Annotated in this window: 21 protein-coding genes; 12 read left to right on the top strand and 9 right to left on the bottom strand. The window is 68.6% G+C overall.

What is annotated here, in order from left to right:
- A partial coding sequence (locus HY049_08565; protein MBI3448950.1) for a carboxypeptidase regulatory-like domain-containing protein occupies nucleotides 1–317 on the bottom strand: 317 nt, incomplete at its 3' end.
- 344 nt (nucleotides 318–661) lie between these two features.
- Here HY049_08565 and HY049_08560 point away from each other — a divergent pair.
- From HY049_08560 to HY049_08540, 5 genes are all read left to right on the top strand, one after another.
- Nucleotides 662–2,113 carry an aminotransferase class I/II-fold pyridoxal phosphate-dependent enzyme gene (locus tag HY049_08560; GenBank protein ID MBI3448949.1) on the top strand — a complete coding sequence of 484 codons (1,452 nt, stop codon included), beginning with the start codon at nucleotides 662–664 and terminating at the stop codon, nucleotides 2,111–2,113.
- A gap of 675 nt (nucleotides 2,114–2,788) precedes the next feature.
- Nucleotides 2,789–4,177: an alginate export family protein gene (locus HY049_08555; protein MBI3448948.1), complete on the top strand. Its 1,389-nt coding sequence runs from the start codon at nucleotides 2,789–2,791 to the stop codon at nucleotides 4,175–4,177.
- A gap of 135 nt (nucleotides 4,178–4,312) precedes the next feature.
- Nucleotides 4,313–4,987 (top strand): ABC transporter ATP-binding protein, encoded by a 675-nt coding sequence (locus HY049_08550; GenBank protein ID MBI3448947.1) that lies wholly within the window; start codon nucleotides 4,313–4,315, stop codon nucleotides 4,985–4,987.
- Nucleotides 4,987–6,153: an ABC transporter permease gene (locus HY049_08545; protein MBI3448946.1), complete on the top strand. Its 1,167-nt coding sequence runs from the start codon at nucleotides 4,987–4,989 to the stop codon at nucleotides 6,151–6,153. The genes HY049_08550 and HY049_08545 overlap by 1 nt, the downstream gene beginning before the upstream one ends.
- Nucleotides 6,154–7,317 carry an ABC transporter permease gene (locus tag HY049_08540; GenBank protein MBI3448945.1) on the top strand — a complete coding sequence of 388 codons (1,164 nt, stop codon included), beginning with the start codon at nucleotides 6,154–6,156 and terminating at the stop codon, nucleotides 7,315–7,317.
- Nucleotides 7,318–7,434: 117 nt separating this feature from the next.
- Here HY049_08540 and HY049_08535 read toward each other — a convergent pair whose 3' ends face one another.
- Together HY049_08535 and HY049_08530 are read right to left on the bottom strand one after the other, a co-directional pair.
- Nucleotides 7,435–8,199 carry a hypothetical protein gene (locus tag HY049_08535; GenBank protein ID MBI3448944.1) on the bottom strand — a complete coding sequence of 255 codons (765 nt, stop codon included), beginning with the start codon at nucleotides 8,197–8,199 and terminating at the stop codon, nucleotides 7,435–7,437.
- A gap of 53 nt (nucleotides 8,200–8,252) precedes the next feature.
- Nucleotides 8,253–9,086, bottom strand: a complete 834-nt coding sequence (locus HY049_08530; GenBank protein ID MBI3448943.1) for a hypothetical protein — start codon at nucleotides 9,084–9,086, stop codon at nucleotides 8,253–8,255.
- A gap of 509 nt (nucleotides 9,087–9,595) precedes the next feature.
- Here HY049_08530 and HY049_08525 point away from each other — a divergent pair.
- Nucleotides 9,596–9,799: a cold-shock protein gene (locus tag HY049_08525; protein ID MBI3448942.1), complete on the top strand. Its 204-nt coding sequence runs from the start codon at nucleotides 9,596–9,598 to the stop codon at nucleotides 9,797–9,799.
- Nucleotides 9,800–9,874: 75 nt separating this feature from the next.
- On the top strand, nucleotides 9,875–11,101 hold the full coding sequence (locus HY049_08520) for a glycosyltransferase (protein ID MBI3448941.1): 1,227 nt from the start codon (nucleotides 9,875–9,877) through the stop codon (nucleotides 11,099–11,101).
- Here the strand turns inward: HY049_08520 and HY049_08515 are convergent.
- On the bottom strand, nucleotides 11,079–13,052 hold the full coding sequence (locus tag HY049_08515; protein MBI3448940.1) for an APC family permease: 1,974 nt from the start codon (nucleotides 13,050–13,052) through the stop codon (nucleotides 11,079–11,081). The two genes, HY049_08520 and HY049_08515, sit on opposite strands and share 23 nt — an antisense overlap.
- A 93-nt stretch (nucleotides 13,053–13,145) precedes the next feature.
- Nucleotides 13,146–13,709, bottom strand: a complete 564-nt coding sequence (locus HY049_08510) for a response regulator (protein ID MBI3448939.1) — start codon at nucleotides 13,707–13,709, stop codon at nucleotides 13,146–13,148.
- 90 nt (nucleotides 13,710–13,799) lie between these two features.
- Here HY049_08510 and HY049_08505 point away from each other — a divergent pair, with 90 nt between their 5' ends.
- Genes HY049_08505 through HY049_08490 form a run of 4 tightly spaced genes read left to right on the top strand, consistent with a single transcriptional unit; the run spans nucleotide 13,800 to nucleotide 19,154 of the window.
- Nucleotides 13,800–14,492, top strand: coding sequence for an ABC transporter ATP-binding protein (locus HY049_08505; protein ID MBI3448938.1), 693 nt, complete (start codon nucleotides 13,800–13,802; stop codon nucleotides 14,490–14,492).
- Between the two features lie 7 nt (nucleotides 14,493–14,499).
- A complete protein-coding gene (locus tag HY049_08500) occupies nucleotides 14,500–17,070 on the top strand; it encodes an ABC transporter permease (GenBank protein MBI3448937.1) in 2,571 nt (856 codons plus the stop codon).
- Nucleotides 17,063–17,878: an outer membrane lipoprotein-sorting protein gene (locus HY049_08495; protein MBI3448936.1), complete on the top strand. Its 816-nt coding sequence runs from the start codon at nucleotides 17,063–17,065 to the stop codon at nucleotides 17,876–17,878. The genes HY049_08500 and HY049_08495 overlap by 8 nt, the downstream gene beginning before the upstream one ends.
- Complete coding sequence (locus HY049_08490) at nucleotides 17,862–19,154, top strand: hypothetical protein (protein MBI3448935.1); 1,293 nt, start codon at nucleotides 17,862–17,864, stop codon at nucleotides 19,152–19,154. The genes HY049_08495 and HY049_08490 overlap by 17 nt, the downstream gene beginning before the upstream one ends.
- Here HY049_08490 and HY049_08485 read toward each other — a convergent pair.
- Entirely contained in the window at nucleotides 19,144–19,359 is a 216-nt protein-coding gene (locus tag HY049_08485; protein MBI3448934.1) for a hypothetical protein, read from the bottom strand. The genes HY049_08490 and HY049_08485 overlap by 11 nt on opposite strands.
- 263 nt (nucleotides 19,360–19,622) lie before the next feature.
- Here HY049_08485 and HY049_08480 point away from each other — a divergent pair, with 263 nt between their 5' ends.
- Nucleotides 19,623–20,432, top strand: coding sequence for a hypothetical protein (locus tag HY049_08480; GenBank protein MBI3448933.1), 810 nt, complete (start codon nucleotides 19,623–19,625; stop codon nucleotides 20,430–20,432).
- Nucleotides 20,433–20,466: 34 nt separating this feature from the next.
- Here the strand turns inward: HY049_08480 and HY049_08475 are convergent, their stop codons facing one another.
- The 3 genes from HY049_08475 to HY049_08465 all read right to left on the bottom strand — a co-directional run.
- A complete protein-coding gene (locus tag HY049_08475) occupies nucleotides 20,467–21,222 on the bottom strand; it encodes a matrixin family metalloprotease (GenBank protein MBI3448932.1) in 756 nt (251 codons plus the stop codon).
- A 9-nt stretch (nucleotides 21,223–21,231) separates the two neighbouring features.
- Nucleotides 21,232–21,732, bottom strand: coding sequence for a hypothetical protein (locus HY049_08470; GenBank protein ID MBI3448931.1), 501 nt, complete (start codon nucleotides 21,730–21,732; stop codon nucleotides 21,232–21,234).
- A gap of 133 nt (nucleotides 21,733–21,865) precedes the next feature.
- The coding region (locus HY049_08465; GenBank protein ID MBI3448930.1) for a hypothetical protein at nucleotides 21,866–22,834 on the bottom strand (969 nt) is incomplete at its 5' end.

Below are 22,834 nucleotides of genomic sequence, written 5' to 3'. Positions count from 1 at the left end.
GGCACCTTCTGCCCCAGGTTGACGACCACCGTCTTGAGCGGCGCGCCGTACCCCGTGAACGTCGCCTGCACGATGTAGGTCGCCGGAGGGAGCGCGAGAAGCGAGAAGTTGCCGGACCCGTCGGTCGTGACGGCGCGCTCGATCCCCGTGTCGCGGTTCCTCGCGGTGACGAGAACTCCGGGAAGGGGGTCCCCCTTCTCATCCACGATCTTGCCCGTGATACCGCCGGTCGTGATCTGCGCCGAGGCCGGCATCCAGCTCAAAGGAAAGAGCAGGACGAGCGCGGCGAGGGCCTGGACGATCCGTCTTTTTCTCACGAGTCAGTCCTCCTCCAAATGGGGACGCCCCAGGGGGCGATACGGGAACGGGACCGCGAGACGGGGTGCCGGGTGGGCCGGTGGGCGGGAGAGAGCGAAGTGTCGTGACGCGAGGACGGGATCGGCGGGCTCATGACGCAAGGACCCGCGCGGGCGTGGAAGGGTGTGTCGGGCTCCCCGGTCGCCAGAATCGAAGTCTCCGTAGCTCGGTATCGCACTGAACTGCGAGGGCCACTGGAGCATCATGCGGCACCTCCCCCAGAGGGGCCGCGGGCGAATTCAAAATACTTGGACGGCTCCCGAACTGTCAAGAAACACATCGGAGCGCGGGATATCATGGGCACGTGACGAGACCCCTGGACCTTTCGGCGGAAGAGCTGGCGCGCGCCGCGGCGGAGATCGCCCGGCTCATTTCCGAGCGGCACGTCGCGAGGGAGGCTGACCCCGGCGTCGTCATCCCCCGCGTCGATCCCGAGGCGCTCCGCGCGGCGCTCCATACCCCGCTCCCCGCGGAGCCGACGTCGATCGATCGGCTCCTCGAGGAGATCCGCGACCGGATCATCCCATCCGGCCGGCGCAACGACTCGCCGCGCTTCTTCGGGTACGTCTGCTCGGGGGGAAGCGACGTGGGGGCGCTCGGCGACTTCCTCGCCTCCGGCATCAACCAGAACGTCACCGCGTGGAGATCCTCCCCGTCGGGAACGGAGCTCGAGCGGGTGGTGGTGGACTGGCTGAGGCGCATTCTGGGCCTTCCGGAGGGAACGGACGGACTGCTGCTGGGCGGCGGATCGAGCGCGACGCTCACCGCGCTCGCCGCGGCGAGGGACGCGAAGGCCGGAGCCGACGTCTCGCAGGGGGGAATGATCACGCTCGGGCGGCCGATGACGCTGTACGCCACCGACGAGGTCCACATGTCGGTGCCGAGGGCCGCGTCGCTCCTGGGGATCGGCCGGGACGGCGTCCGGGTGCTGCCCAGTCGCCCGGATTTCACGTTCGACCTCACCGCCCTGCGCGAGCGGATTCGAGAGGATCGGGAGGACGGCGCCGTTCCATTCTGCGTCGTCGCGAACGCGGGGAGCACGAACACGGGGGCGGTGGACCCGCTGCGCGATCTGGCGGTGATCTGCCGCGAGGAGGGGCTCTGGCTTCATGTCGACGCGGCGTACGGCGGCTTCGCCGCGTTGAGCCCGGATCTCCGCCGCCGTCTCGACGGCATCGAGGAGGCCGATTCCGTCGCCATCGACCCGCACAAGTGGCTCCACGTTCCGTTCGACTGCGGCGCCCTCCTCGTCCGGGACCAGGCGGCGCTCCGGGCGCCGTACACCGAGGTCGGCGAGTACGCCCGTTCAGGGGAGACGGGGCCGCGGACCTCGTACACGTTTTTCGAGCGAAGCCCCGAGCTCTCGCGGCGCTTCCGCGCCCTGAAGCTCTGGATGATCCTGCGCTACTACGGGACCTCGAGCCTCCGCGAGATGGTGGAGCAGGACGTGTCGGTCGCCGGGCACCTGGCCGCTATGGTCGACGCCGCAGACGAGCTCGAGCGGCTCGCCCCCGCCCCGCTGAGCGTCGTCTGCTTCCGCTACGCACCTCCGGGGATGGACGAGCCATCCCTCGACGGGATCAACCGCGAGATCCTCCGGCGCGTTCAGCTCGACGCGGTCGTCTACCCGACCCACGCGGAGCTTCGCGGGCGCTTCGCGATCCGCGCGTGCATCCTGAACCCGCGGACCCGCCCGTCGGATGTCGATCTCCTCGTGGCTGAGGTCCTCCGGCACGGCCGCGAGCTCAAGGGCTAGCTCCTCGGCCCGGCTTGTTCAGGACCGTTCCGCCCGGTTCGCCGCTCGCGAGGCCTTCGAGCGACGCGCGAGATGCCTCGAAAAGCCTTGCGCCGCAAGGCATATCGGTTCATCGAAAAGAATCATTGACACGCACTTTACGGTGTTGTATCAAGTGCGCCGCGTTTCCCCGCTCGGGTGACCGGGCTGTGGGTAGGCAGGGCGTTGCCATTTTGGGTTTGACCGTTCCAAGGGCAACGGTGTAGGGTGGGGCCCCCGGTCGGGCCGGGGTGATGCGGCGGTGGAACCGCCGACCCATCCGGAACGGCTCGGTCCCCTCGGGCTCGTGGGTGGAGGAGGACCGGCAGCGAGTCCGCGCTAGCTGGGAGTTGGATGCCCAAGAGACGGACGACATCGCGATCCCGGGCTCGAGAGTGAGCGGGACGCAGGGCGGCGCGCAAACGGTGGCAGTCGCCGGCGCCGAGGGTGACCCGGGAGCGGACGCTCCGGCGGGTCGAATCCAAGACAAGACATTCACGCGATAGGTGCAGGGCCGCGGATCGGCCGCGGCGGGATGGCAGGAACAGACAGTCAAGGATTGCGTAAGGGACAGTGACCCGAGCCTCGAAGACGGCGACTCTCGAGCTCGATAGCAGTCAGTTGCTCAGTTGAGTTCACGTACAGGAGGAAACACGGATGAGAAAGACGCTCGTGCTGGCGGTGCTGGCGGTTCTGGTGCTGGCATCGATGCCCCTCGCCCAGGCGGCGGATTCGGGCGAAGGGAAGTGGACGTTCAACGGTGGCCTCCGCACCCGTGAGGAGCACCTCGAGAACTACGCGGACTTCGACAGCAATGCCCAGGACATGGTCGACTTCATGCCCTTCCGCGCGCGCATCGGCGTGGACGGCGTGCTGTCGCACGATGTCACCGTGGCTTTCCAGTTCCAGAGCTTCGGCGTGTGGGGCTTCAACGGCGACCCGAGGCAGTCGTCCTCGTTCCCGCCGACCCAGCAGGCCTTCACGACCAGCCCCGATTCGGTGAATCTGTACCAGGGGAACGTGACGCTGAACCACTTCATCGGCAAGAACGTCACCCTCACCGTGGGCCGCCAGGAGCACATGGAAGGGACCGGACTGATCTTCGGCAACGAGGACTTCTACGCCGGCACGGTCTACGACGGCGCGACGGCGAACTGGAAGTTCCACAGCTGGGAGCTGACCGGCCTCGCGTACATCGCGAACGAGCAGTTCTTCGGCGCCCTGACCCCGGCTCCGGGCGGAACCTGCGTGAGCTGCGGCTCCGAGGACACGCGCGTTTGGGGTGCGACAGGCCACCTTCACTTCGGCAAGAAGATGAAGAGCGACCTGGACATCTACGCCTATGACATGTACAACGGCGTGCAGCCCGCGCCGGGAAACATCGACAAGCCGCGCTTCTGGACGTACGGCGCCCACTGGTGGCGGATGGTGAACAACAAGGCGGACGCGAAGTCCGGCCACCTCGACTGGAGCGCGGAGCTCGCGCTGCAGAGCGGCAACGTCGAGGACGGAACCACCCAGAAGGATCTCAACCTGACCGGCTCGGTCTTCGAGGGCTCGGTGGGCTGGAACTTCGTCGGCGGCAACGCGGTGCACCGCGTCTTCATCGGCGGCATCAGCGAGTCGGGTGACAAGAACACGGGTGACAACAAGATCAAGGGCTGGACCGACCTCTTCAGCTCGGTGCACGGACGCTTCGGCGGCGCCGACTTCTTCGGCGCGAACTTCAACGCTCATTCCGCAGGCATCACCGCGGCCAAGGTGGGCTGGATGGGCACGTTCAAGGACGGCAAGCACAAGGTGGGCGTCACCCTGTGGAACTTCAAGCCGACCGAGAACGACATTCAGACCGGCGCCGGTAACGTGCACGTGGACGACTACGGCACCGAGATCGACGCCGGGTACAAGTACCAGTACACCGACAACGTCTACTTCGGCGCCGGCGTCGCCTCGCTGAAGCCGAAGGACGGACTCACCGGTGGATCCGGCGCGCCGAGCGACTCGGTCCTCCGCGTGGCCGGCGTCCTGGACGTCCGCTTCCACTAAGCTCGAACCGATTCACCCTCGAACCCCCGCGGGCTCCAGCTCGCGGGGGTTTTTGTTTGTCTTGACGGATCCGCGGCCCCGGGTATCCTGTCGGCTCCCGAACCCATCCGTCGCCCCCTCCGGAAGGAGATTCCCGTGGCCCAGCCGATCATCGAGCTGCGCGGCGTCAAGAAGACCTACCGCCGCGACTCGTTCCTCATCCCGGTCCTCGACGGCATCGACCTCGACATCAACTCGGGGGATTTCGTCGTCCTGATGGGCCCCTCCGGGTCGGGGAAGTCGACTCTGCTGAACCTCATCGGCGGGATCGACCGGCCGACCTCGGGCGAGATCTCGGTCGCGGGGACACGGCTCCCGTCGCTCTCGGAGTCGGCGCTCGCGAAGTGGCGCGCGCGCACGGTGGGCTTCGTCTTCCAGATGTACCACCTCATCCCCGTGCTCAGCGCGGCGCAGAACGTGGAGCTCCCCCTCGCCCTCACGAAGCTCTCGAAGGCCGAGCGGAAAAAGCACGTTGGGACGGCGCTCGGCATCGTCGGCCTCGCCCACCGCTCGCAGCACTACCCGCGGCAGCTCTCGGGGGGGGAGGAGCAGCGCGTGGCGATCGCGCGCGCCATCGTCTCGGACCCGCAGATCCTCGTCGCGGACGAACCGACCGGAGACCTGGACGCGAAGTCGGCCGACGAGATCCTGACCCTCCTGGCGCGCCTGAACGCCGAGCACGGGAAGACGATCATCATGGTCACGCACGACCCGCACGCGGCGGAGCGCGGGCACACGGTGCGGCACCTCGAGAAGGGAGTGCTTCGCTGATGCCTCCGCTCCTGAACCTCGCCCTCAGGAACGGACTGGGGAACAAGGGGAGAACGGCGCTGACGGCCCTCGTCATCGCCGTGGCCGTCGTCTCCTTCGGAGTCCTCCAGACCGCGGTGCGCTCCTACTACCAGGGGGCCGAGGCCTCGGCTCCCGACCGCCTCGTCACGCGGCACAAGGTCTCCCTCATGTTCGAGCTCCCGATGGCGTACCGTGATCGCATCCGCGAGGTCCAGGGCGTCAAGGCGGTGGCTCACGGGAACTGGTTCGGGGGGTACTACCAGGACCAGAAGAACTTCTTCGCGCAGTTCGCGGTGGACGACTCGTACCTCGACCTTTACCCGGAGTTCGTCCTGACGGCCGAGGAGAAGAAGGCCTTCCTCTCGGAGCGCAAGGCGTGCGTGATTGGAGAGAAGCTGGCGAGAAGGTGGGGATGGAAGCTGGGCGACTCGATCGTCCTCACCGGCACGATCTACGACGGGAACTGGGAGTTCATCGTCCGCGGCATCTACCGGGGGCGCGACCGGACCACCGACACCACCGCGATGCTCTTCCGGTTCGACTACCTGAACGAGTGGGTGAAGGCGCGCTACGGAAACGACAGCCCCGTGGGGTGGTACGTCGTCCAGATCGCGGATCCGAACGCCGCCCCGCGGATCGGCAAGACCATCGACGCCGCGTACGCCGACAGCACGGCCCAGACGCTCACGGAGACCGAGAAGGCGTTCCAGATGTCGTTCGTCTCCATGGCCGGCACGGTGGTCGAGGCGATCCGGATCATCTCCTTCATCGTCATCCTCATCGTCCTCCTCGTGATGGCCAACACCATGATGATGACGGCGCGGGAGCGCGTCGCGCAGTACGGCGTCATGAAGACCCTCGGGTTTCACGCCCCGCACCTGGTGGCGATCATCGCCGGCGAGGCGATGGTCATTTCGCTCGCGGGGGCGGCCCTCGGGATCGCCCTCGCCTACCCCGTCATCTCGGTCTTCGGCGCCTTCATGGAGTCGAACCTCGGCGCCTTCTTCCCGAGCTTCACGCTTCAGCCGGGCACCGTCGCGGCGGCCGTCGGCCTCTGCGCCGCGTGCGGCGTCGCCGCCGCGGTGTTCCCGCTGCTGACCGCCGTGCGCCTCCCCATCGCGGCCGCGCTCAGGAAAGTGAACTAGATGGCGGTCCCCATCGCCTACAGCGTGAAGAACCTGACGGCGCGCAAGGGGACCACCCTCCTCGCGGCCGCCGGAATCGGGCTGGTCGTCGTCATCTTCTCGGCGGTCCTCATGCTCGCGCACGGCTTCCGCAAGACGCTGGTGAGCACGGGGTCGCTCGATAACGCGATCGTCCTCCGCAAGGGGGCGACCTCGGAGCTGGTGAGCAGCATCGACCGTGACCAGGCGGCAATTCTGAAGACCCAGCCCGAGGTGGCGGTGGGCTCCGACGGGGCGCCCGTGGCCGCCTCCGAGCTCATCGTCATCATCTCGGCGCCGAAGCGATCGAACGGCGAGACGAGCAACATCGTCGTCCGCGGGGTCACCCCCGACTCGCTGAACATGCGGCCGGTGAAGCTCGTCGAGGGACGGACCTGGACTCCGGGGCTCTCCGAGCTCGTGGCAGGAAGCCTGATCGCCTCGAAGTTCAAGGGGTGCGGCCTCGGCGAGACGGTGCACCTCGGAGGGCGCGACTGGACCGTCGTGGGCCTCTTCGATGCCGGCGAGACGGGGTTCGAATCGGAGCTGTGGGGGGATGCCGAGCAGGTGATGGCCGCCGTGCGCCGCCCGACGTACTCATCCGTCACCGTCAAGCTGAAGGACCCCGCAGGTCTCGACACGCTGAAGGAGCGGATCGAAAAGGACCCGCGGTTCAACGCTCAGGTGCAGGGCGAGCGCGAGTTCTACGACAAGCAGTCGACGTACATCGCCCTTTTCATCCAGATCCTGGGGATCTTCGTGACGTCCGTCTTCTCCCTCGCGGCGATCCTGGCCGCGATGCTGACGATGTTCGCGACGATCAGCTCCCGCACGGCCGAGATCGGGACCCTGCGGGCCCTCGGCTACCCGCGCCGGAGCATCCTCCTCGCGTTCGTCCTCGAATCGACGCTCGTGGGCATCGTCGGCGGGGTGGTGGGAATCCTCCCCGCCTTCGCGCTCCAGTACCTCTCGTTCTCGACGACGAACTGGACGTCATTCAGCGAGGTCGCGTGGAAGTTCTCGCTGAGCGGAGAGATCGTCGCGGCGTCGATGCTGTTCGCCGCCTCGATGGGGTTTCTCGGGGGGCTGCTGCCCGCCTGGCGCGCGGCGCGCATCCCCATCGTCGATGCCCTCAGGGAGGGGTGAGAGCCCCCCGCGGCGAGGCCGCGGAGCCCCCGGACGCGGGAAGGGCGGCGCGAGAGGGCTGCCCGCCTTCCCACACCGCCCCGATTCGGCGGCCTCACCCGGCGCGCCCGTGATCTCCTACGGAACGAGCGGGAAGGTCCCCGTGAACGCGTCGATTGCGGCGAGCTGGATCGAGATCGCCTGCCCGCGCGGATCGAACGTCATCAGGAGGTCGATGCCGTCCGCGTCGTTCGGATCGCTGTCCGGAATCGTGTCGAAGTCGATCTCACCCCTCCCGGTCGAGTCCACGGTGATCTGACCGACCACCACGCCGCCCACGAGCAGGTCGTAAGTCCCGGGCAGCGCCCCCTCGATCCGGACGTCGAATTTCATCCGACCGGACTTCGTCACGAACCGGGCCGATGCCTCGCCCGTCACGCCGACGCCGGGCGTCAGGGGAAAGCGAATCTCGACCCTGTCCTGGCTCTGCTGCGGGGTGGAGGGGAAGTCGTCGGCCAGTACGATGGTGCCCAGCAGGGAGACGTCGACCGTCGCCCCTCGCGGATCATAGGGAAGCGTCGTCGCGGAGCCGTGAGCCCGGGCGCGGTGAATGACCCGCCCCTCTCCGGAGGGGTCGGTCATGATCGTGTCCACGACCGCGCCGTTCACGACAATGTCGTAGGACGTGCTCGGGGTCAGGTTCCGCACCTTGATCTGGAAGAACGTCTGCGCCTTGTTGGAGATGAGCTCGGCCATCCCACGGCCGTTCGGCTCGACCCCGGTGTTCAACATGCTCGACTTGATCAGGTTGTGGCCGCCCTGGCTCGCAGAAGCCGGGGTCGCCAGGACGATCGTCGTGGCGGCTGCGAAGGCCACCGTGAGGATCTTCGATTTAGTCGTCATGCGTTGCAGCTCCTTTCCATGAATGAGTCGCCTCGATGAGCGCGGGGCTGGCGTCAGTCGTCTCCCCCACCACCGTCGTCGTCCCCCTGATCGTCGTCGGGACAGACGACGGGTGCGGGCGGAGCGGTGGGCAGCGTCCCCGAGAAGCTCGTGAGACCCGCCTGCTGGATCTCGATTGACTGACCGCGGGGATCGAACGTGAGGAGGAGATCCATCTGGTCCGACGAGTCGTCATCGAGCTCGTCTCCCGTCGAGGGGACGGAGTCGAACCGGATCTCCCCCGATCCGTCGACACCCACGACGATCTGGCCGGCCGCGGCACCCGCGACAAGCAGATCGTACGTGCCGGGTACCGCGCCTTCGATTTCCACGTCGAACTTCATGCGCCCGGCCAGCTCACGGAACTCCGCTTTCGCCGTCCCCGCGACCCCGGTGGCGGCCGTCAGGTCGAGCCGGATCTCATCGAGCGAGTCACCCTCTTCCTCGCACCCCGGGACGTCGGCCTCGAGCTCCGGACCGTCCGGACCGTCGAGCTGAATCGTGGCGCCGCGCGGGTCGAAGCTGAGCCCGCCGGCCCTGCCGGCTGCACGGGACCGGCGGACGATCTTGCCGCCCCCTGCCGCGTTGGTTCTCACGTGATCCACGACGCGCCCGTTGACGACGACGTCGTAGCTCGTCGAGGGAGCCAGCTTGCGAACCGCCAGCGTCAGGACCGACTGCCGGGTGCCCGACGAATAGACGATCTTGCCGCGGGCTCCCGGGGTCACCCCGGTGTTGAGCATGTAGGTGCGGATCGGGCGATGGGCCGTTGCGGCGCGAAGAGCCGACGCCGACGTCCCCCCCAGAATGAGTGCGAGACCGATGAGCGCGACTTTGAGTCTCTTCATGACGCGGATCCCCCTTGTTGTCGACAGTTAAGACGCGAACGGGCCAGCGGACGCGCTGAACCCAGCACTCTCCGTGCCAGTCACGCGAGAAATTCCGGCTCGGCCATCCCGATTCGAAGGCAGCAATAACCTCTTATTCTGTGGAAGTTAGCGGCCGTCAAGGACATTCGTCGGAAACCGCTCGCATCCGGGTGTCCGCCGGAAGGCGGTCCGGGCGCGAAGGGTGTCGGCTGGCTCGGACGGCGGCGTGCGGAACTGCCGGACGGCCCACCGGCGCCGGCGGCCGGGGCCGCTTTAGAATTCACGCAAGAAAAACGTTGACACGGAGCGCCGAGTCGAGTACCATCAACAACGTTGTACGGAAGTTCGTCCGGGGTAACGCCTGATCAATAATCGGCAATTCCACAGGGGCGATCCGTTCCTGTGGTTTTTTTTTGCCCAGTACGAACTACCGGCGAATTCGGGGGCGCTACCCCCGGGGAAAAAGCAAGTAAAGGAGAGTTACGATCGTGGCTAACGGCAAGGTGAAGTGGTTCAACAACGCCAAGGGGTACGGTTTCATCGAACAGGACGGCGGCAGCGATGTCTTCGTCCACTACTCGGCCATCCAGGGAGCCGGCTACCGCTCGCTTGAAGAGGGCCAGCAGGTGGAGTTCGAGATCAGCCAGGGGCCCAAGGGCCCGCAGGCTGCCAACGTCCGTCTCATCAGCTAAACGGACCACGCACCTCACCCGAAACCCCGGGAGCCTCGCGGCTCTCGGGGTTTTGTATTTTGAGGAGACACCCGGTTGAAGCGCCCCCGCGTCCTCCACGTCATCACGGGCCTCGAGGCGGGCGGCTCGGCCCGCCTTGTCGTCGACCTCGTGCGAGCGCTCTCGGGCGAGGTCGAGGGGGCCATCGCGTGCGGTCGGGACGAGAGAGGTGAGGCCTCCCTGCGGTCGTACGCCGATCGCGCGGGGGTCCGGATCCTCGATGTCCCGTCGCTCGGCCGGCGCGCTTCGATCCTCGCCGATCGGCGCGCTCTCCGGGAGCTGGGAGAGGTCCTGCGCTCCTTCGGCCCGAGCGTGGTCCACACGCACCTGCCCAAGGCCGGTGTGCTGGGAAGGATGGCCGCCGCCCGCGCGGGCGTCGCCGGCACGGTCCACACGTTTCACGCACCGCTCGGGCGGCTCGGGCGCGATGGCCTGCTCATGAAAGCCAACGCGAAGGCCGAGAGGCAGCTCGCGGGATCGACCGGGAGGCTCGTCGCGGTCAGCGAGTCGCTGCGACGGGAGCTCGTCGACGCCGGGATCGCGCCGGCGGCCCGCATCCAGGTCGTCGCCCCGTTGATCGATCCCGCATCCCTCTTCGCGCCCGCGGGCCCCGGGGTGTGGCGCCGGCGGCTGAACCTCTCGCCTCAGGCTCCGCTCATCTCCCTCGTCGGGAGGCTCACGCCGGCGAAGGATCCCGAGACATTCATCCGCACGTTCGCCGTCGTTGCCGGGAGCCTGAGGGACGCGAGGGGCGTCGTGGCGGGGGAAGGGCCTCTGCGCCCGAGCCTGGAGAAGCTCGCCCTCAAGCTCCACGTGAGGGACAGGATCACGTTCACCGGCTGGCTCGACGGCGTGGCGGACCTGCTGGCCGACACCGATCTTCTCGCGGTGACATCGCGCTCCGAGGGTTTCCCTCTTCCGATTCTGGAGGCGATGGCGGCCGGGCGACCCGTCGTCGCGACCCGAGTGGCGGGCGTCCTGGATCTCGTCGACGACGGGCGCACCGGGCTCCTCGCCTCCCCGGGCGACGTGTCGGCCCTCGCGGGCGCATGGATCCTGCTCCTCCACGACGCCGCCTATCGGGGCCGGCTGGCCACGGCCGCCCGCGAGGAGGCCTGGCAACGGTTTTCGGGCGCCGGCGCCGCCCGGCCGATGGCCGCTCTCTACGCGGAGATGGCCCGAGGCGAAGGTCGAGGAGCGCGGGCCGAGGCCGCCGGAAAGCGCGTTCGCCCCGAGCGCTCTAGCCGGCTTCGAGAACCCTGATCGGGAGGATGACGGCCTGCAGGCCGGCGAAGTGCAGGCGCCGCTGCACCGAGTACGCCGTCTCGTTGTGGAGCAGGCGGTTGTACCAGTGCTCCCGCTGGAAGACGAGCTTCCCGACGAAGAAGACGGCGCGCGGATACTTCTTCCCCACCTGGGTGCAGATCTCTTCCAGCACGGCCACGGCCTCCGTCCCCATCCCGTAGGACGAGTCGGCGGCGAGCCCCAGGCCGCGCGCCAGGGTGACGTAACGTTGGAGGTCCTTTTCGCCCGCCTCGTGCAGCGCGGCGACCGCCTCGGTACCCTTGAAGTTTTCGGTGTCGATAACTCCCACCGATACGAAGACCGTCCCCTTGAAAAAGCCGGGGAAGAGGCGCTGGACCGACAGGAGCGAGTGGACACCCAGCCCGCTGTACCGAGGCACGAGGACGACTGCGACCGGAGCGTTCGGGTCCGGCAGCCCGGGATCGGGAATCCCCTCCGGCAGGGGGATCGCGGTCAGCACTTCGTCCAGGCGCTTGAGCTGATTCAGGACCGAGCCGTAGTGCAGGTGGATCAGGTAGCAGATCGCGCAGAACCCGCCGGTCAGCCCCAGCGTCACCCACCCTCCCTCGGTGAACTTCTCGTAGACGGTGAGGACGAGGATCCCCAGGCAGACGCACGAGCCGCTGACGTACAGGAGGAGCGGCCGGCGCCAGTGGGCCTGCGTGCGCCGACGCTTGAACCACAGGCGCGACATCCCCAGAAACGAGAGCGAGAAGGTCACGAAGACGTTGATCGAATACATGAGGACCAGGTACTCGGTGTGGCCGGCCGTCGCCGCCATGATCGCGAGGGCGGCCAGGCCCATGAGCAGAACACCGTTCTGCGTGACTAACCTGTCCGACAACGTCGCGAACCGGCGCGGCACCCACGAGTCGACAGCCATGTTCGACAGGAGGCGCGGGCCTCCGATGAATCCGGTCTCGGCCGCGACGGCCAGCAGCGCCCCTTCCGACAGGAGAGTGAAGATGACGAGGAACGACGTGAGTCCAATCGGTCCGACGTGCATCCCGCCGAACGCCCTCTCAGCGAGGACCGCGTTGAGTGTCTTCCCCTCGACCGGCACCGCGTGGATCAGCAGGTACCCGATGAGGATGCCGCCCGCGGTGACCGCGAGGGAGAGCGCCATGTAGAGCATCGTGCGTTTTGCCGTGGGGATGCGCGGCTCCCGCATCACACCCACACCGTTGCTCACAGCCTCGATTCCGGTGAACGTGCCGCCTCCAAGGCTGAAGGCCCGCGCGAGAACCAGCATGAGGGCGATCCATCCGATCGACGACGCCCCCTGCCCCGCCTCCCGGATCGCCTCCGCCGGCAGGCCGGGAAGGGCCGGGGCGTTCCTCAGGAAGACGGCGAGGAAGAGGAGGAGGTGGCTGATCACGAAGGCGCCGAAGATGGGCATCAGCGCCGTCACCGACTCGCGGGCCCCGCGCAGGTTGATGATGATGAGGAGGACCATCACCAGGAACTCGATCGGGAGCTTCGCGTGGATCCACTCCCGGGGCATGAACGAGAAGATCTGATCCCCCATCGACGCGATGGAGACGGCGATCGTCATCACGTAGTCGACGACGAGGGCGCAGCCGGAGACGAGGCCGATCTTCGGGCCGAGGAGCTTGCTCGCGACGAGGTAGCCGCCGCCGCCCGACGGGAACTCCTCGATGAGCCGGCTGTAGCAGAAGGAGATCAGGAAGATCGTCCCAGCCGTCATCAGCGCCAGGAAGAGGCCGAGCCCCCCGTGCGGCCCGAGCGCGCGGTACGCCGCCTCCGGCCCGTAGGCGGAGGACGACAGCCCGTCCGCGCCCAGACCTACCCACGCCAGGACCGCGGCCAGGGAGATCTGATGGTGGACGTGAGGATCGGAGAAGTCGCGCGGCCTGCCTTTCAAGAGGCGGCCGAGCTTGGTCGGCATGTCCGGAAGCGCCCTCAGGTGTGGGACGGGTATCCAGGGAAGCGGACAGGATAGCCGTACCGACCGGGCGGGTCCATCGGCGGGCGGTCCGGCTCAGGGGCGGTGGCGCGCCAGCTCCGGGAGAACCTCGTCGCGGTAACACTCCGCGCAGATCCCGTGGGAGAAGCGCGTGTCGGTCCGGGCCGCGATGTACGCCTCGACCGGGACCCAGGCCCCGGTTTCCCCGCGGATCTTCTTGCAGTAGGAGCAGATGGGAAGGAGCGCCTGGAGCTGGGTGACCTCGCTCTGGAGCTTGAGGATCCGCTCGGCGACGTGGAGTCGCGACCGGAACATCTCGGCGTCGAAGGGCTTGGACAGGAAGTCGTCCGCGCCGGCGCGCATCCCCTCGAGGTAGCTTCCTCTCCCGCCGAGGGCCGTCAGCAGGATCACGTACGTGTAGAGGCGCCGATCCTCGGCGCGCATCATGCGGCACAGCTCGAGGCCGTCGACCTCGGGCATCATCCAGTCCGAGATGACGAGCGGAAAGCTCTCGTTCCGGAAGGTCTGCCACGCCGAGCGGCCGTTCGATGCCTCGACGACCTCATGGCCCGCCTTCTCCAGGTGGGTGCGCAGCAGCGCGCGCGAGACGCCGTCGTCGTCGGCAATGAGAGCCTTCATGCGGGGTGAATCGGACGGATTCCCGGAAGATTGATGGGTGAATGAACGAACCGGCAGAAGGGCCCGCGCCTGTGCGATATCATCGATTCGATGCTCGAGCTTCGCAAGGCCACGCGCGTCTACGGAGCCGCCCGCTCCGTCACGGCGCTCGACTCCGTCGATCTGACGATTCCCACCGGCGCCATGCTGGCGGTCATGGGCCCTTCGGGGTCCGGCAAGTCGACGCTCCTGAACCTCCTCGGCGGCCTCGACCGGCCCACGTCGGGGCAGGTCCTGCTCGACGGGGTGGACCTGGCCGCCCTCGACGAGGAGGCCCGCACCAGGGTGCGCCGGGATCGGATCGGCATCGTCTTCCAGTTTTTCAACCTCCTCCCCTCGCTGAGCGCGGCGGAGAACGTCGCCCTCCCGCTCCTCCTCGCGGGGTCGACGAGAGCGCAGGCGGAGGCGAGGGGGCGGGACGCGCTCGCCCTCGTCGGCCTGGCGCTCCGCGACGACCACCTTCCCGACGCCCTCTCGGGAGGGGAGAAGCAGAGGGTCGCGATCGCGCGCGCCGTCGTCACACGCCCCTCCCTCCTCCTCGCCGACGAGCCGACCGGGAACCTCGATTCCGCGACCGGGGAGGAGATCCTCACCGTCATCCGGAAGATCCACCGCGAGATGGGGACGACCGTCGTCGTCGTCACGCACGACGACCGGATCGCCGCCCACTGCGACGGCGTCATCCGCCTGAGAGACGGCCGGGTGGAGACGGCGCCGGTGACCGCGACCGCCGCGGGGCGCTGACCCCCCGATGAAGCTCCTCCACCTCCTTCGAAGCGTCTCCCTCCCCTACGCCCGCCGCCACATCGGCCTGACGATCCTCACCGCGGCCGGCGTGGCGCTCGGCGTCGCCGTGTTCGTTGCGATCCAGACCGCCTCGACGTCGCTCAAGTTCGCCCTCCATGACACTCTCGACCGCGTCGCCGGGAAGGCGCAGATCCAGATCACGTCGGGGGAAGTCGGCTTCCCCGAGGAGGCGCTCGACACGGTGCGCGCCGCGGCGGGGGTCTCGGCGGCGGCGCCCGTCGTCGAGGCGATCGTCCGCTCAGAGAAGGCCTCGGAGGGGAACATCTTCGTCCTCGGCGTGGATCTCACCGGGGATCGGCGCCTGAGGGACTACGAGTTCGAGGGGGAGGACGAGGGGATCGACGACCCGCTCGTCTTCCTCGCGCAGCCCGACTCGATCTGCCTCTCGGCCGATTTCGCCGCGCGCAACCACCTCGCGATCGACGACCAGATCACCTTCGAGACGGCTCTCGGGCCGAAGGCCTTCACCGTCCGCGGCCTTCTCGCGCCGAAGGGGTTTGCGACCGCCTTCGGAGGAAACCTGGCGGTCATGGACATCTACGCCGCCGAGTACGTCTTCAACCGCGGCAAGCGGTTCGATCGCATCGACGTCCTGCTCGAGCCCGCAGTCACCATCGACGCGGCGACGCGCTCTCTTGCGTCGTCGCTCGGTCCCGGGTACTCCGTCGATCCCCCGTTCCGCCGCGGCACCCAGATGGAATCCCTCCTCGTCGCCTTCAGCGGCGCGATGGATCTCTCCTGCTGGCAGGCCCTCTTCATCGGGACATTCCTCATCTTCAACGTCTTCGCGGTGGCCGTCGCGCGCCGCCGCTTCGAGATAGGGGTGCTGCGCTCCCTGGGGGCGGGGCCGAGGCTCATCCGCGCGACGTTCCTCGCCGAGGGGCTGGCGCTGGGCTGCGCCGGCTCCGCGGCCGGGATCACCATGGGGCTCGTGATGGCGCGCGGCGCGACCCGCTTCATGAGCCAGCTCGTGCAGGCGGCGTACGGCCTCTCGCAGGTGTCGGCCGAGGTGACCTGGTCGGCGGGGCCGATCCTGACGGGCGCCGCCCTGGGCCTCGGCTCCTCGCTCCTCGCGACATGGCTCCCGGCCGGCGCGGCGGGGCGCGTCGATCCCGTCGAGGCGCTCGCGCGCGGCGCGGCTCTGCGGTTCGACCCGGGGCGCTCGCGCGCGAGAGGGTGGGCCGGACTTCTGACGCTGATCGCCGCGGGGCTCCTGAGGGTCCGGGCCGGCTTCACCCCCGGGCTCCCCGCGGCCCTCGAGGCGATGGGGGCTCTCGGCATCGCCGTCATCCTCCTCGCCCCCCTCCTCACCTCGTGGACGAGCCGCCTCCTCCGCGCCCCGATGTCGCGGCTCTTCGGGATCGAGGGGCGCCTCGCCGTGGACGCGCTCCTCGCCGCCCCGAGGCGCACCGCCGCCACCGTCGCCGCGCTCCTCATCTCGGTCGCCTTCGGCATCTCCCAGGCCGGCTACGCGGCGTCGTTCAGCCGATCCCTCACGCGCTGGCTCGACCAGTCGCTCAACGCCGATTTCTACGTCACGGGGACGGAGCGCTTCATCTCGAAGGCCTTCCAGTTCCCCGCGAGCTACGCCGAAGAGATCGCGAAGATCCCCGGCGTCCGCCACGTCGAGCGCGTCCGCGTCGTCAAGCAGGTCTACGACGGCGAGCAGATCACCGTCCTCGCCCTCGACGCCGAGAAATTCCTGAGCCGCGCGAAGATCTGGCTCGCGGACGGGGACGAGGCGCGCGCCCGCCGCGATTTCGTCGCAGGCTTGGGCGTTCTGGTGTCGGACAACTTCGCCGCGCGCCATCACCTGCACGCCGGCGACGCCGTCGCGCTCGACACCCCCTCGGGGCGCTTCGACTCGCCGATCGCGGGAGTGATCGTCGAGTACTCCTCGGATCGCGGCAGCATCTACATGGATCGCGCCGTCTACGTCGCGCACTTCAAGGACGACCGGGTCGACACCTTCGACGTCATGCTGGATCCGGGGGCCGACCCGACGGCGATGAAGACCGCCATCCTCGAGCGGTTCGCCGGGCGCGGCACCCGCCTCTTCGTCTTCACCGGGGCCGAGTTCCGCGCGAGGATCGCCGCCGTCTGCGACCAGTTCTTCGCGCTCACGTACGTGCAGTTCGCCATCGCCTTCCTCGTCGCCGTGATGGGGATCGTCAACGCACTCCTCATCTCGGTGGCGGAGAGGCGCCGCGAGATCGGGATTCTCAAGGCGATCGGCGCGGTCCGCGGCCAGGTGAAGCGCCTCTTCGTCCTCGAGGCGATCGCCGTCGCGATCTCCGGGGCCGGGCTCGGATGCCTCGTCGGCGCCTACCTGACCGAGCTGACGGTGCACGTCCTCGGGACGGCCATCTCGGGATGGGTCTTCCCCTTCGTCTATCCGACTCAGGCCGCCCTCGCCTCCGTGCCCGCCCTCATCGCCGTCGCGATCGGCGCCGCCTGGTATCCCGCGCGTCTCGCGGTCCGCACGGCCGCGGTGGAGGCCCTGGCCTATGAGTGACCCCCGGCTCCTGCGCCCTGCCGGGCGCGCGGCGGCGATCGCCCTCGCGCTCGCGTCCGTTTCCCTCGCGACCATCGCCCCATCTTCCGCGGCGCCGACGGGCCAGGAGATCGCCCGCGAGGCCGACCGGCGACGGACGACGAAGAGCCAGTTCTACGACGGGAGCCTGAAGGTCTACGACTCGAAGGGGAAGGTGCGGGACAAAGGGTGGCGCTTCTGGCGCCTGGGCTACGGCGGTGACTCGAAGACGATCCTCCAGTTCACCTCCCCTGCTGAGGTCGCAGGGGTCTCCCTCCTCACGGTTGCCAGAGCCGGCCGGGAGGACGAGCAGTGGATGTGGACCCCCGCGATCCATCGCGATCGCCGGATCGCGGCGCAGGAGAAGTCGACGAAGTTCCTCGGCACCGATTTTACGTACGAGGACCTCTCGGAGCGAGTCGTCGACGACGATGACTACATGCTCCAGGGAGAGGAACCCTGCGACGGCGGCGCGTGCTGGATCGTCTCCTCCACCCCCCACGCCGGGAAAAAGAGCCAGTACTCGCGCTCGCTCTCGTTCATCCGCCAGGGGGACTACGCGCTGATGAGGCTCGATCTCTTCGTCGCGGACAAGTTGAGGCGGCGCCTCGTCCTGTCGGATCACCGGACCGTGCAGGGGATCGTCACCCCCCACCGCCTCGTGATGTTCGATCTCGAGAAGGAGAGCCGGACCGAGCTGACGCTCGCCGGGCTGCGCTACGACCTCCCCCTCGAGGACTCGTTCTTCACCGTCCGGAGCCTCCAGGAGATCCATGCCCCGCCTCGCTAGGGGCGCCGCGCTCCTTCTCGCGATGGCCCTCTCGCTCGCCCCGCTGCGCGCCGAGGGAACGCTCACCGGATGGGTCGAGGCGAAGGCGGACGCGTACCGCGATTCGGGCAGCCCCGACGCCGTCGGATGGATGACGTCGCGCCTCGCGTGGGAGCGCAGACTCACTCCGCATCTTCTCGTCCGGGCTTCCGGAGACTTCGACCTCGACACGCACAACGAGGTCGACCGGCGCTCTTTCTACGATTCGTCGGACCGCGCGCTCTCGCGCGCCCCCGCCCGCATCGAGGATCTCTCGGCGACGTGGACGATGCCGGCCTGGGACCTCGCGGCAGGCAAGATGATCCTCCCGTGGGGACGCGCCGACGTCTGGAACCCCACAGACAACCTCACCCCGTTCGACACGCTCGATCCGCTCGATCGCGTGCGCCTTTCGTCGTGGGCGATCCGCGGCCGGCTCTATCGCGGGGCGACGACCGTCGAGGGGGACGTTCTCCCGGCTCCCGGGGTGACGCGCCTCCCCATAGCCGACCGACGATGGCTGCCGCTTCCCGCCTCGACCCCGAGCCCATTTCCGGGCGGGCCTTCCACGTTGGCGCTGGACTGGCGCGAAGGGGACGCCACCTACCCCGGCGTCCGCCTGGACAATGCCGCGTGGGCGGTCAAGGTCGATCGCCGGGGATCGTGGTGCGAGGGATCGATCTCGCATTACCAGGGCTGGGACGACCAGAGCGTCCTCCTCGGCCGCCCTCTCCTCGGCCCTTCGACGCCGACCACTCTCGTCGTGGCCCTCGACCGGGTCCAGCCCCGGCTGCGGTCGACGGGGGGCGACCTCGCGATCGTCCGGGGCCGGCTCGCGCTCCGCGGCGAGCTCGCCGTGGACTCTCGCGGCGCCCCGGCGGATCGGAGCTTCACCTTCTTCGTCCTCGAGGCGGAGTGGACCCAGGGGAACTGGCGGATGATCGGCGGCTGGGCCGACATCCGCGGCGCGGCCGCGGTGACCACCACCGCCTCGTCGCTCGAGCAGGGGGCGCTCCCGGCGGTCATCCTGCACGTCGAGAGAAGCGTCCCCACGGGGCCCGGGGCATCCATCGAGGTGGTCCGGAGCCTTCAGGGAGACGGGACGCTGGGGAGGGGGGAGGTCTCCCTGCCGGTGGGCCCGTCGCTGCGAATCTCGGCGGGGGTCGAGATGATCGACGGACCGGACGGGACGTTTCTCGGCGCCTGGCGCCGGAACGATCGCGCCCTCGTCAGGGCGCGGTGGTCCTTCAGGCGCTGAGGATCCGCTTCAGCGCCGCGCGGACGTCGTCGATCTTCACGCCGTGGTCGGCCTCCTTGTACAGGACCGAGCCTGTGTGGTCACGGATGACGAGACCGTGGCTCCCGAAGCCGAGCTCCTGCACCGCCTTCACCCCTTCATCCGACGTGCAGTCCACGTTGCGCGCCTTCACCTTCCCCGGAAACTCGCTCTCGAGCCCGCTCACGGCGGGCATCAGCCGGCTGCAGACCATTCAGCCGGGGATGTAGTAATAGGTGACGACCGGGGCGTCGGCGCTCACGACCGGCCCGCACGCTGCAACTATCAGCAGCGCCGCCAGGATGGCGGCCGCCGCGGCACTCCCTCGATGGGTCATGGGTTCTCTCCATAAATTCCGGACATCCGGAAAGTGTCCCTGAGACGAACGTTCGGAGCCTAACACGGTGAGGGGGGTTGCCGCCGGACATCTCGCGGTGCAGATTGATCCCCATGCCGCGCATTCTCTGGGCCCCCCCGGCGCCGGGCGCCTCCTCGACGCTCCCGGCGGAGATCCACTTCGGCAGCCCGAACGAGTTCATCTCGGAGTTCGCCCCCGCGCTCGAGAGCGGCTCGGTCTTCCTCAAGCACGACAAGCCCCCCGCCGTCGGCGAGGTGCGCGACGTCCTCGTCGAGATCGGGTTCATCGCCCGCACCTTCCGGATGCGGGCCGAGGTGACCGAGGTCGTCACCCTGGGACAGAGCCGCCTCAACGGGAAACCCGCCGGGTTCGTCGTGAGCTTCTCGCCGACCAGCGAGGCGCTCCTCGCCGAGCTGAAGCATCTCGTGATGCAGCTCCGTAAGGGGCTCTCCTACGAGGCCGCGAAGCTCAAGACCGGGGACGCGGGCGAGCGCCTGCCGGTCGAGAAGCAGATCCGCGCCATGCCGACGACGTTGAAGGTGATGCTCGCGCTCAAGGCGGGGCGCGAGGAGCGAGCGGCGCTCGCGAACGATCCGGACCCGCAGGTCCTGCAGTTCCTCCTGAAGAACTCGAAGCTCGGCGTCGACGAGGTGCGGGCCATCTCCTCGCGGACGAACCTCTCCCACCAGCACGTGACGACCATCGCCGGGAACACGGCGTGGCTCAACGATGAGCAGGTCAAGCTGAACCTCGCGCGGAACCCTCACCTCCCCGACGTCCTCGTCGAGCCCCTCCTCGGGTCGATGAGCGTCAACCAGCTCCGCATCGTGAGCGCCTCGGTCAGCACGACGCCGAAGGCCCGCCGGGTGGCGCACAAGCTCCTGTTCACGAAGGAGAAGTAAGAAAAAAGCGGCGCGGAGGGGCGCCGCTCTCAGATCACTTGCAGGTCTTGCCGCCCTTGCCTCCCTTGCACGAGTTCGAGCAGCAGTCGCTGTTGACCGAGCACGAGGCGCCCGCGCTCGAGCAGCCGCCACCGCCCCCCTCGACGAGGGTGCAGTTGTAGAGGGCGTTCCGCCCGTTGATGTCGTCGCTCGCCACCTGCTTGTCATTGCAGTACGCGACGCTGGCATACATCAGCGCCGACGACGAGCTCGAGTGCGCGAGGCCGATGACGTGCCCGACCTCGTGGGCCACGACCGAGTCGAGGTAGATCTCGTTGCTGCAGCTCCCCTGCGCGGGGGTGGTGTAGTCGTACGTCAGGTTGAACGCCACGTCGGCGTCGGTGATCTTGTCCATCGTGACGCCGCCGCACGTCCCCGTTGAGCTCGTGCTGTAGTAGCCGGTGAGCGTCGCCGCGAGGCACGTGCCGGAGCAGATGTGGAGAGGATCGCCGAAGATCACGTCGCTGATCCCGTCCCCCTGGCGGTACGCGACCGACGAGGACGAGCTCGCCGTCACGTTGACCCCGCTGCTGTTCCAGGTCTTGATCGCGTTGACGGCCGCCGTCACGCCGTGATCGGGATCTCCCCCCGTCACCGTCGAGACGCCGCGGTTGTCCACGTTCACCTGGCGCGGAGTGTCCGCGTTGAACCACCGCCGCGTCGGCGAGAGCAGCGCGTAGCCGAAGGCCGCGGTGGAGATCATCACCATCACGAAGGCCGCCGGGACGGCGACATGGAATCGATTCTTCATCGCCGCCTCCTATTTGCCGGCCCGGCCGAGCTGCCGGGCGAGATCGGACATGGGCATCCCGTCAGCCAGGCCCCCCTCCAGGAGGAGGTTGCCGAGCTGGTCGTGCTTCACCTTCGACAGCCCTTCCGCGTACCCCGCGACCATCGCCACGCCGTCGTACCACCGGGCGATGAAGGCGACGACCTCGTCACCCTTGTGAAACTTCGGGGCCCCCTCCATCTCGGAGGTGAAATCGCCCACCGTCCCGCCCGGGACGCGCACGATCAGCTGATCTGCGGCCGTGCCGTGCAGGCGCCCCTTCACGTCGAGCGTCACGAGCGTGAAGATGGCCGAGCCTTCGTCGTTCCAGGCGCTCTGGATGTCCACCACCTTCGCGTGAACGACCGACTCCGACATCTTCTGGAGGGTCGGGACGTCCACTTTCAGGAACGTCGAGGCGCCGCTGATCGACACCCCCGCGATCGCGATGGCGGCGAGAACAACCGCCGCGCCCAGTCTGCTTCGTCTCATCGTCACGGCCTCCTTTGGCTCGTGCGGCTCCCCTCCCCCCAGGGCGGGCGCGCCGCGTGAACTCCCAACACGACGGACAAGTCCGACGACTTATACCGGGATCGGCGAAGTGGGTCAAGGCGTTGGTGGCCCGTTACGGGCAGGTGCCCGCGGCGGTGACGAGGGCGCCGGGGCGGGTGCTCGCCGCAGGGCGGAAGCCGAGGGGGGCGATGGCCGCCGCGTTCGTGCTCGAGTGGCCCACCATATACAGGCTGGCGTGGCGCGGGGCCGGCATCGCGGAGTCGGTTCTCGACAGCTCCGCCCCCGCCGCCCCCTGCGGCACGGCGTTGGCGAAGCAGGCCGATCCCTTGAAGACGGCGCCGCAGAAGAGATCGGCGTGCGCCTGGTTGCACTGCGCGTTCGCCACGAACTGGGTCGGGCCGCCGCACGGCTGCCCGATCATCCCGCAGTCACTCGGTGCGACGCACGTCGAGCCGGCGGCGGTGCCGCTGCACACGCCTTTCACGCCGTTCGGGTCGTAGTCGCGCTTGAAGAGATCGTACCCGGAGACGCCGGAGACCTGAGGTCGCGCGCGCCACGTGAGCGTCGCGACGTTCGTGGCGGGATCGTGGTCGATGCGCAGGCCGTCGAGGGGCTGGAGCGTCGCGTCGAGATCCGAGTTGGTCAGATCGCTCCCGTCTCCCGGGTAGACCTCGACGCGGACCGTGGATGAGGCCGCGCAGGAGAGATCGGACGAGCACCGCGACTCGAGGAGGTAGTCGCCGTCGTCGTTCGGAGCGACGACCGCGTCGCCGTCCGGCGAGAAGGGGGAGACGACCTGACTCACCTGCCCGGCGGCGTCGAGCGCGCTCCACTGGTACTCGAGGAGGCCGACGAGGCACTCGTGCCCCGAGGGCCCTGCCGTCGAGCGCCTCGCGTCGAGGGTGACCGGCGTTCCCGCGGCGCCGAACTGGGCCCGCAGCACCGTCCCGCCAGTCCGCGCGTCAGCGGCGCTCCCGGCGATGTTCAGCGCGATCTGCCCGCAGTTATCCGGGTCCCCCTGGCTCGGGCATACGACGAGGCCGTCCATCGGGTCGGGCTCGATCGAGGAGGGCGCGACGCG

Source organism: Acidobacteriota bacterium (genome assembly GCA_016195325.1).
Classification (GTDB): domain Bacteria; phylum Acidobacteriota; class Polarisedimenticolia; order JACPZX01; family JACPZX01; genus JACPZX01.
This window is presented reverse-complemented; position numbering and strand designations above follow the sequence as displayed.

Excerpts from the sequence above, each read along its gene's own strand:
- HY049_08540 (MBI3448945.1), top strand. The coding sequence starts at position 6,154 with ATGGCGGTCCCCATCGCCTACAGCGTGAAGAACCTGACGGCGCGCAAG.
- HY049_08530 (MBI3448943.1), bottom strand. The coding sequence starts at position 9,086 with ATGAAGAGACTCAAAGTCGCGCTCATCGGTCTCGCACTCATTCTGGGG.
- HY049_08470 (MBI3448931.1), bottom strand. The coding sequence starts at position 21,732 with ATGAGACGAAGCAGACTGGGCGCGGCGGTTGTTCTCGCCGCCATCGCG.
- HY049_08500 (MBI3448937.1), top strand. The coding sequence starts at position 14,500 with ATGAAGCTCCTCCACCTCCTTCGAAGCGTCTCCCTCCCCTACGCCCGC.
- HY049_08555 (MBI3448948.1), top strand. The coding sequence starts at position 2,789 with ATGAGAAAGACGCTCGTGCTGGCGGTGCTGGCGGTTCTGGTGCTGGCA.
- HY049_08515 (MBI3448940.1), bottom strand. The coding sequence starts at position 13,052 with ATGCCGACCAAGCTCGGCCGCCTCTTGAAAGGCAGGCCGCGCGACTTC.
- HY049_08480 (MBI3448933.1), top strand. The coding sequence starts at position 19,623 with ATGCCGCGCATTCTCTGGGCCCCCCCGGCGCCGGGCGCCTCCTCGACG.
- HY049_08490 (MBI3448935.1), top strand. The coding sequence starts at position 17,862 with ATGCCCCGCCTCGCTAGGGGCGCCGCGCTCCTTCTCGCGATGGCCCTC.
- HY049_08545 (MBI3448946.1), top strand. The coding sequence starts at position 4,987 with ATGCCTCCGCTCCTGAACCTCGCCCTCAGGAACGGACTGGGGAACAAG.
- HY049_08505 (MBI3448938.1), top strand. The coding sequence starts at position 13,800 with ATGCTCGAGCTTCGCAAGGCCACGCGCGTCTACGGAGCCGCCCGCTCC.
- HY049_08510 (MBI3448939.1), bottom strand. The coding sequence starts at position 13,709 with ATGAAGGCTCTCATTGCCGACGACGACGGCGTCTCGCGCGCGCTGCTG.
- HY049_08535 (MBI3448944.1), bottom strand. The coding sequence starts at position 8,199 with ATGACGACTAAATCGAAGATCCTCACGGTGGCCTTCGCAGCCGCCACG.
- HY049_08495 (MBI3448936.1), top strand. The coding sequence starts at position 17,063 with ATGAGTGACCCCCGGCTCCTGCGCCCTGCCGGGCGCGCGGCGGCGATC.
- HY049_08475 (MBI3448932.1), bottom strand. The coding sequence starts at position 21,222 with ATGAAGAATCGATTCCATGTCGCCGTCCCGGCGGCCTTCGTGATGGTG.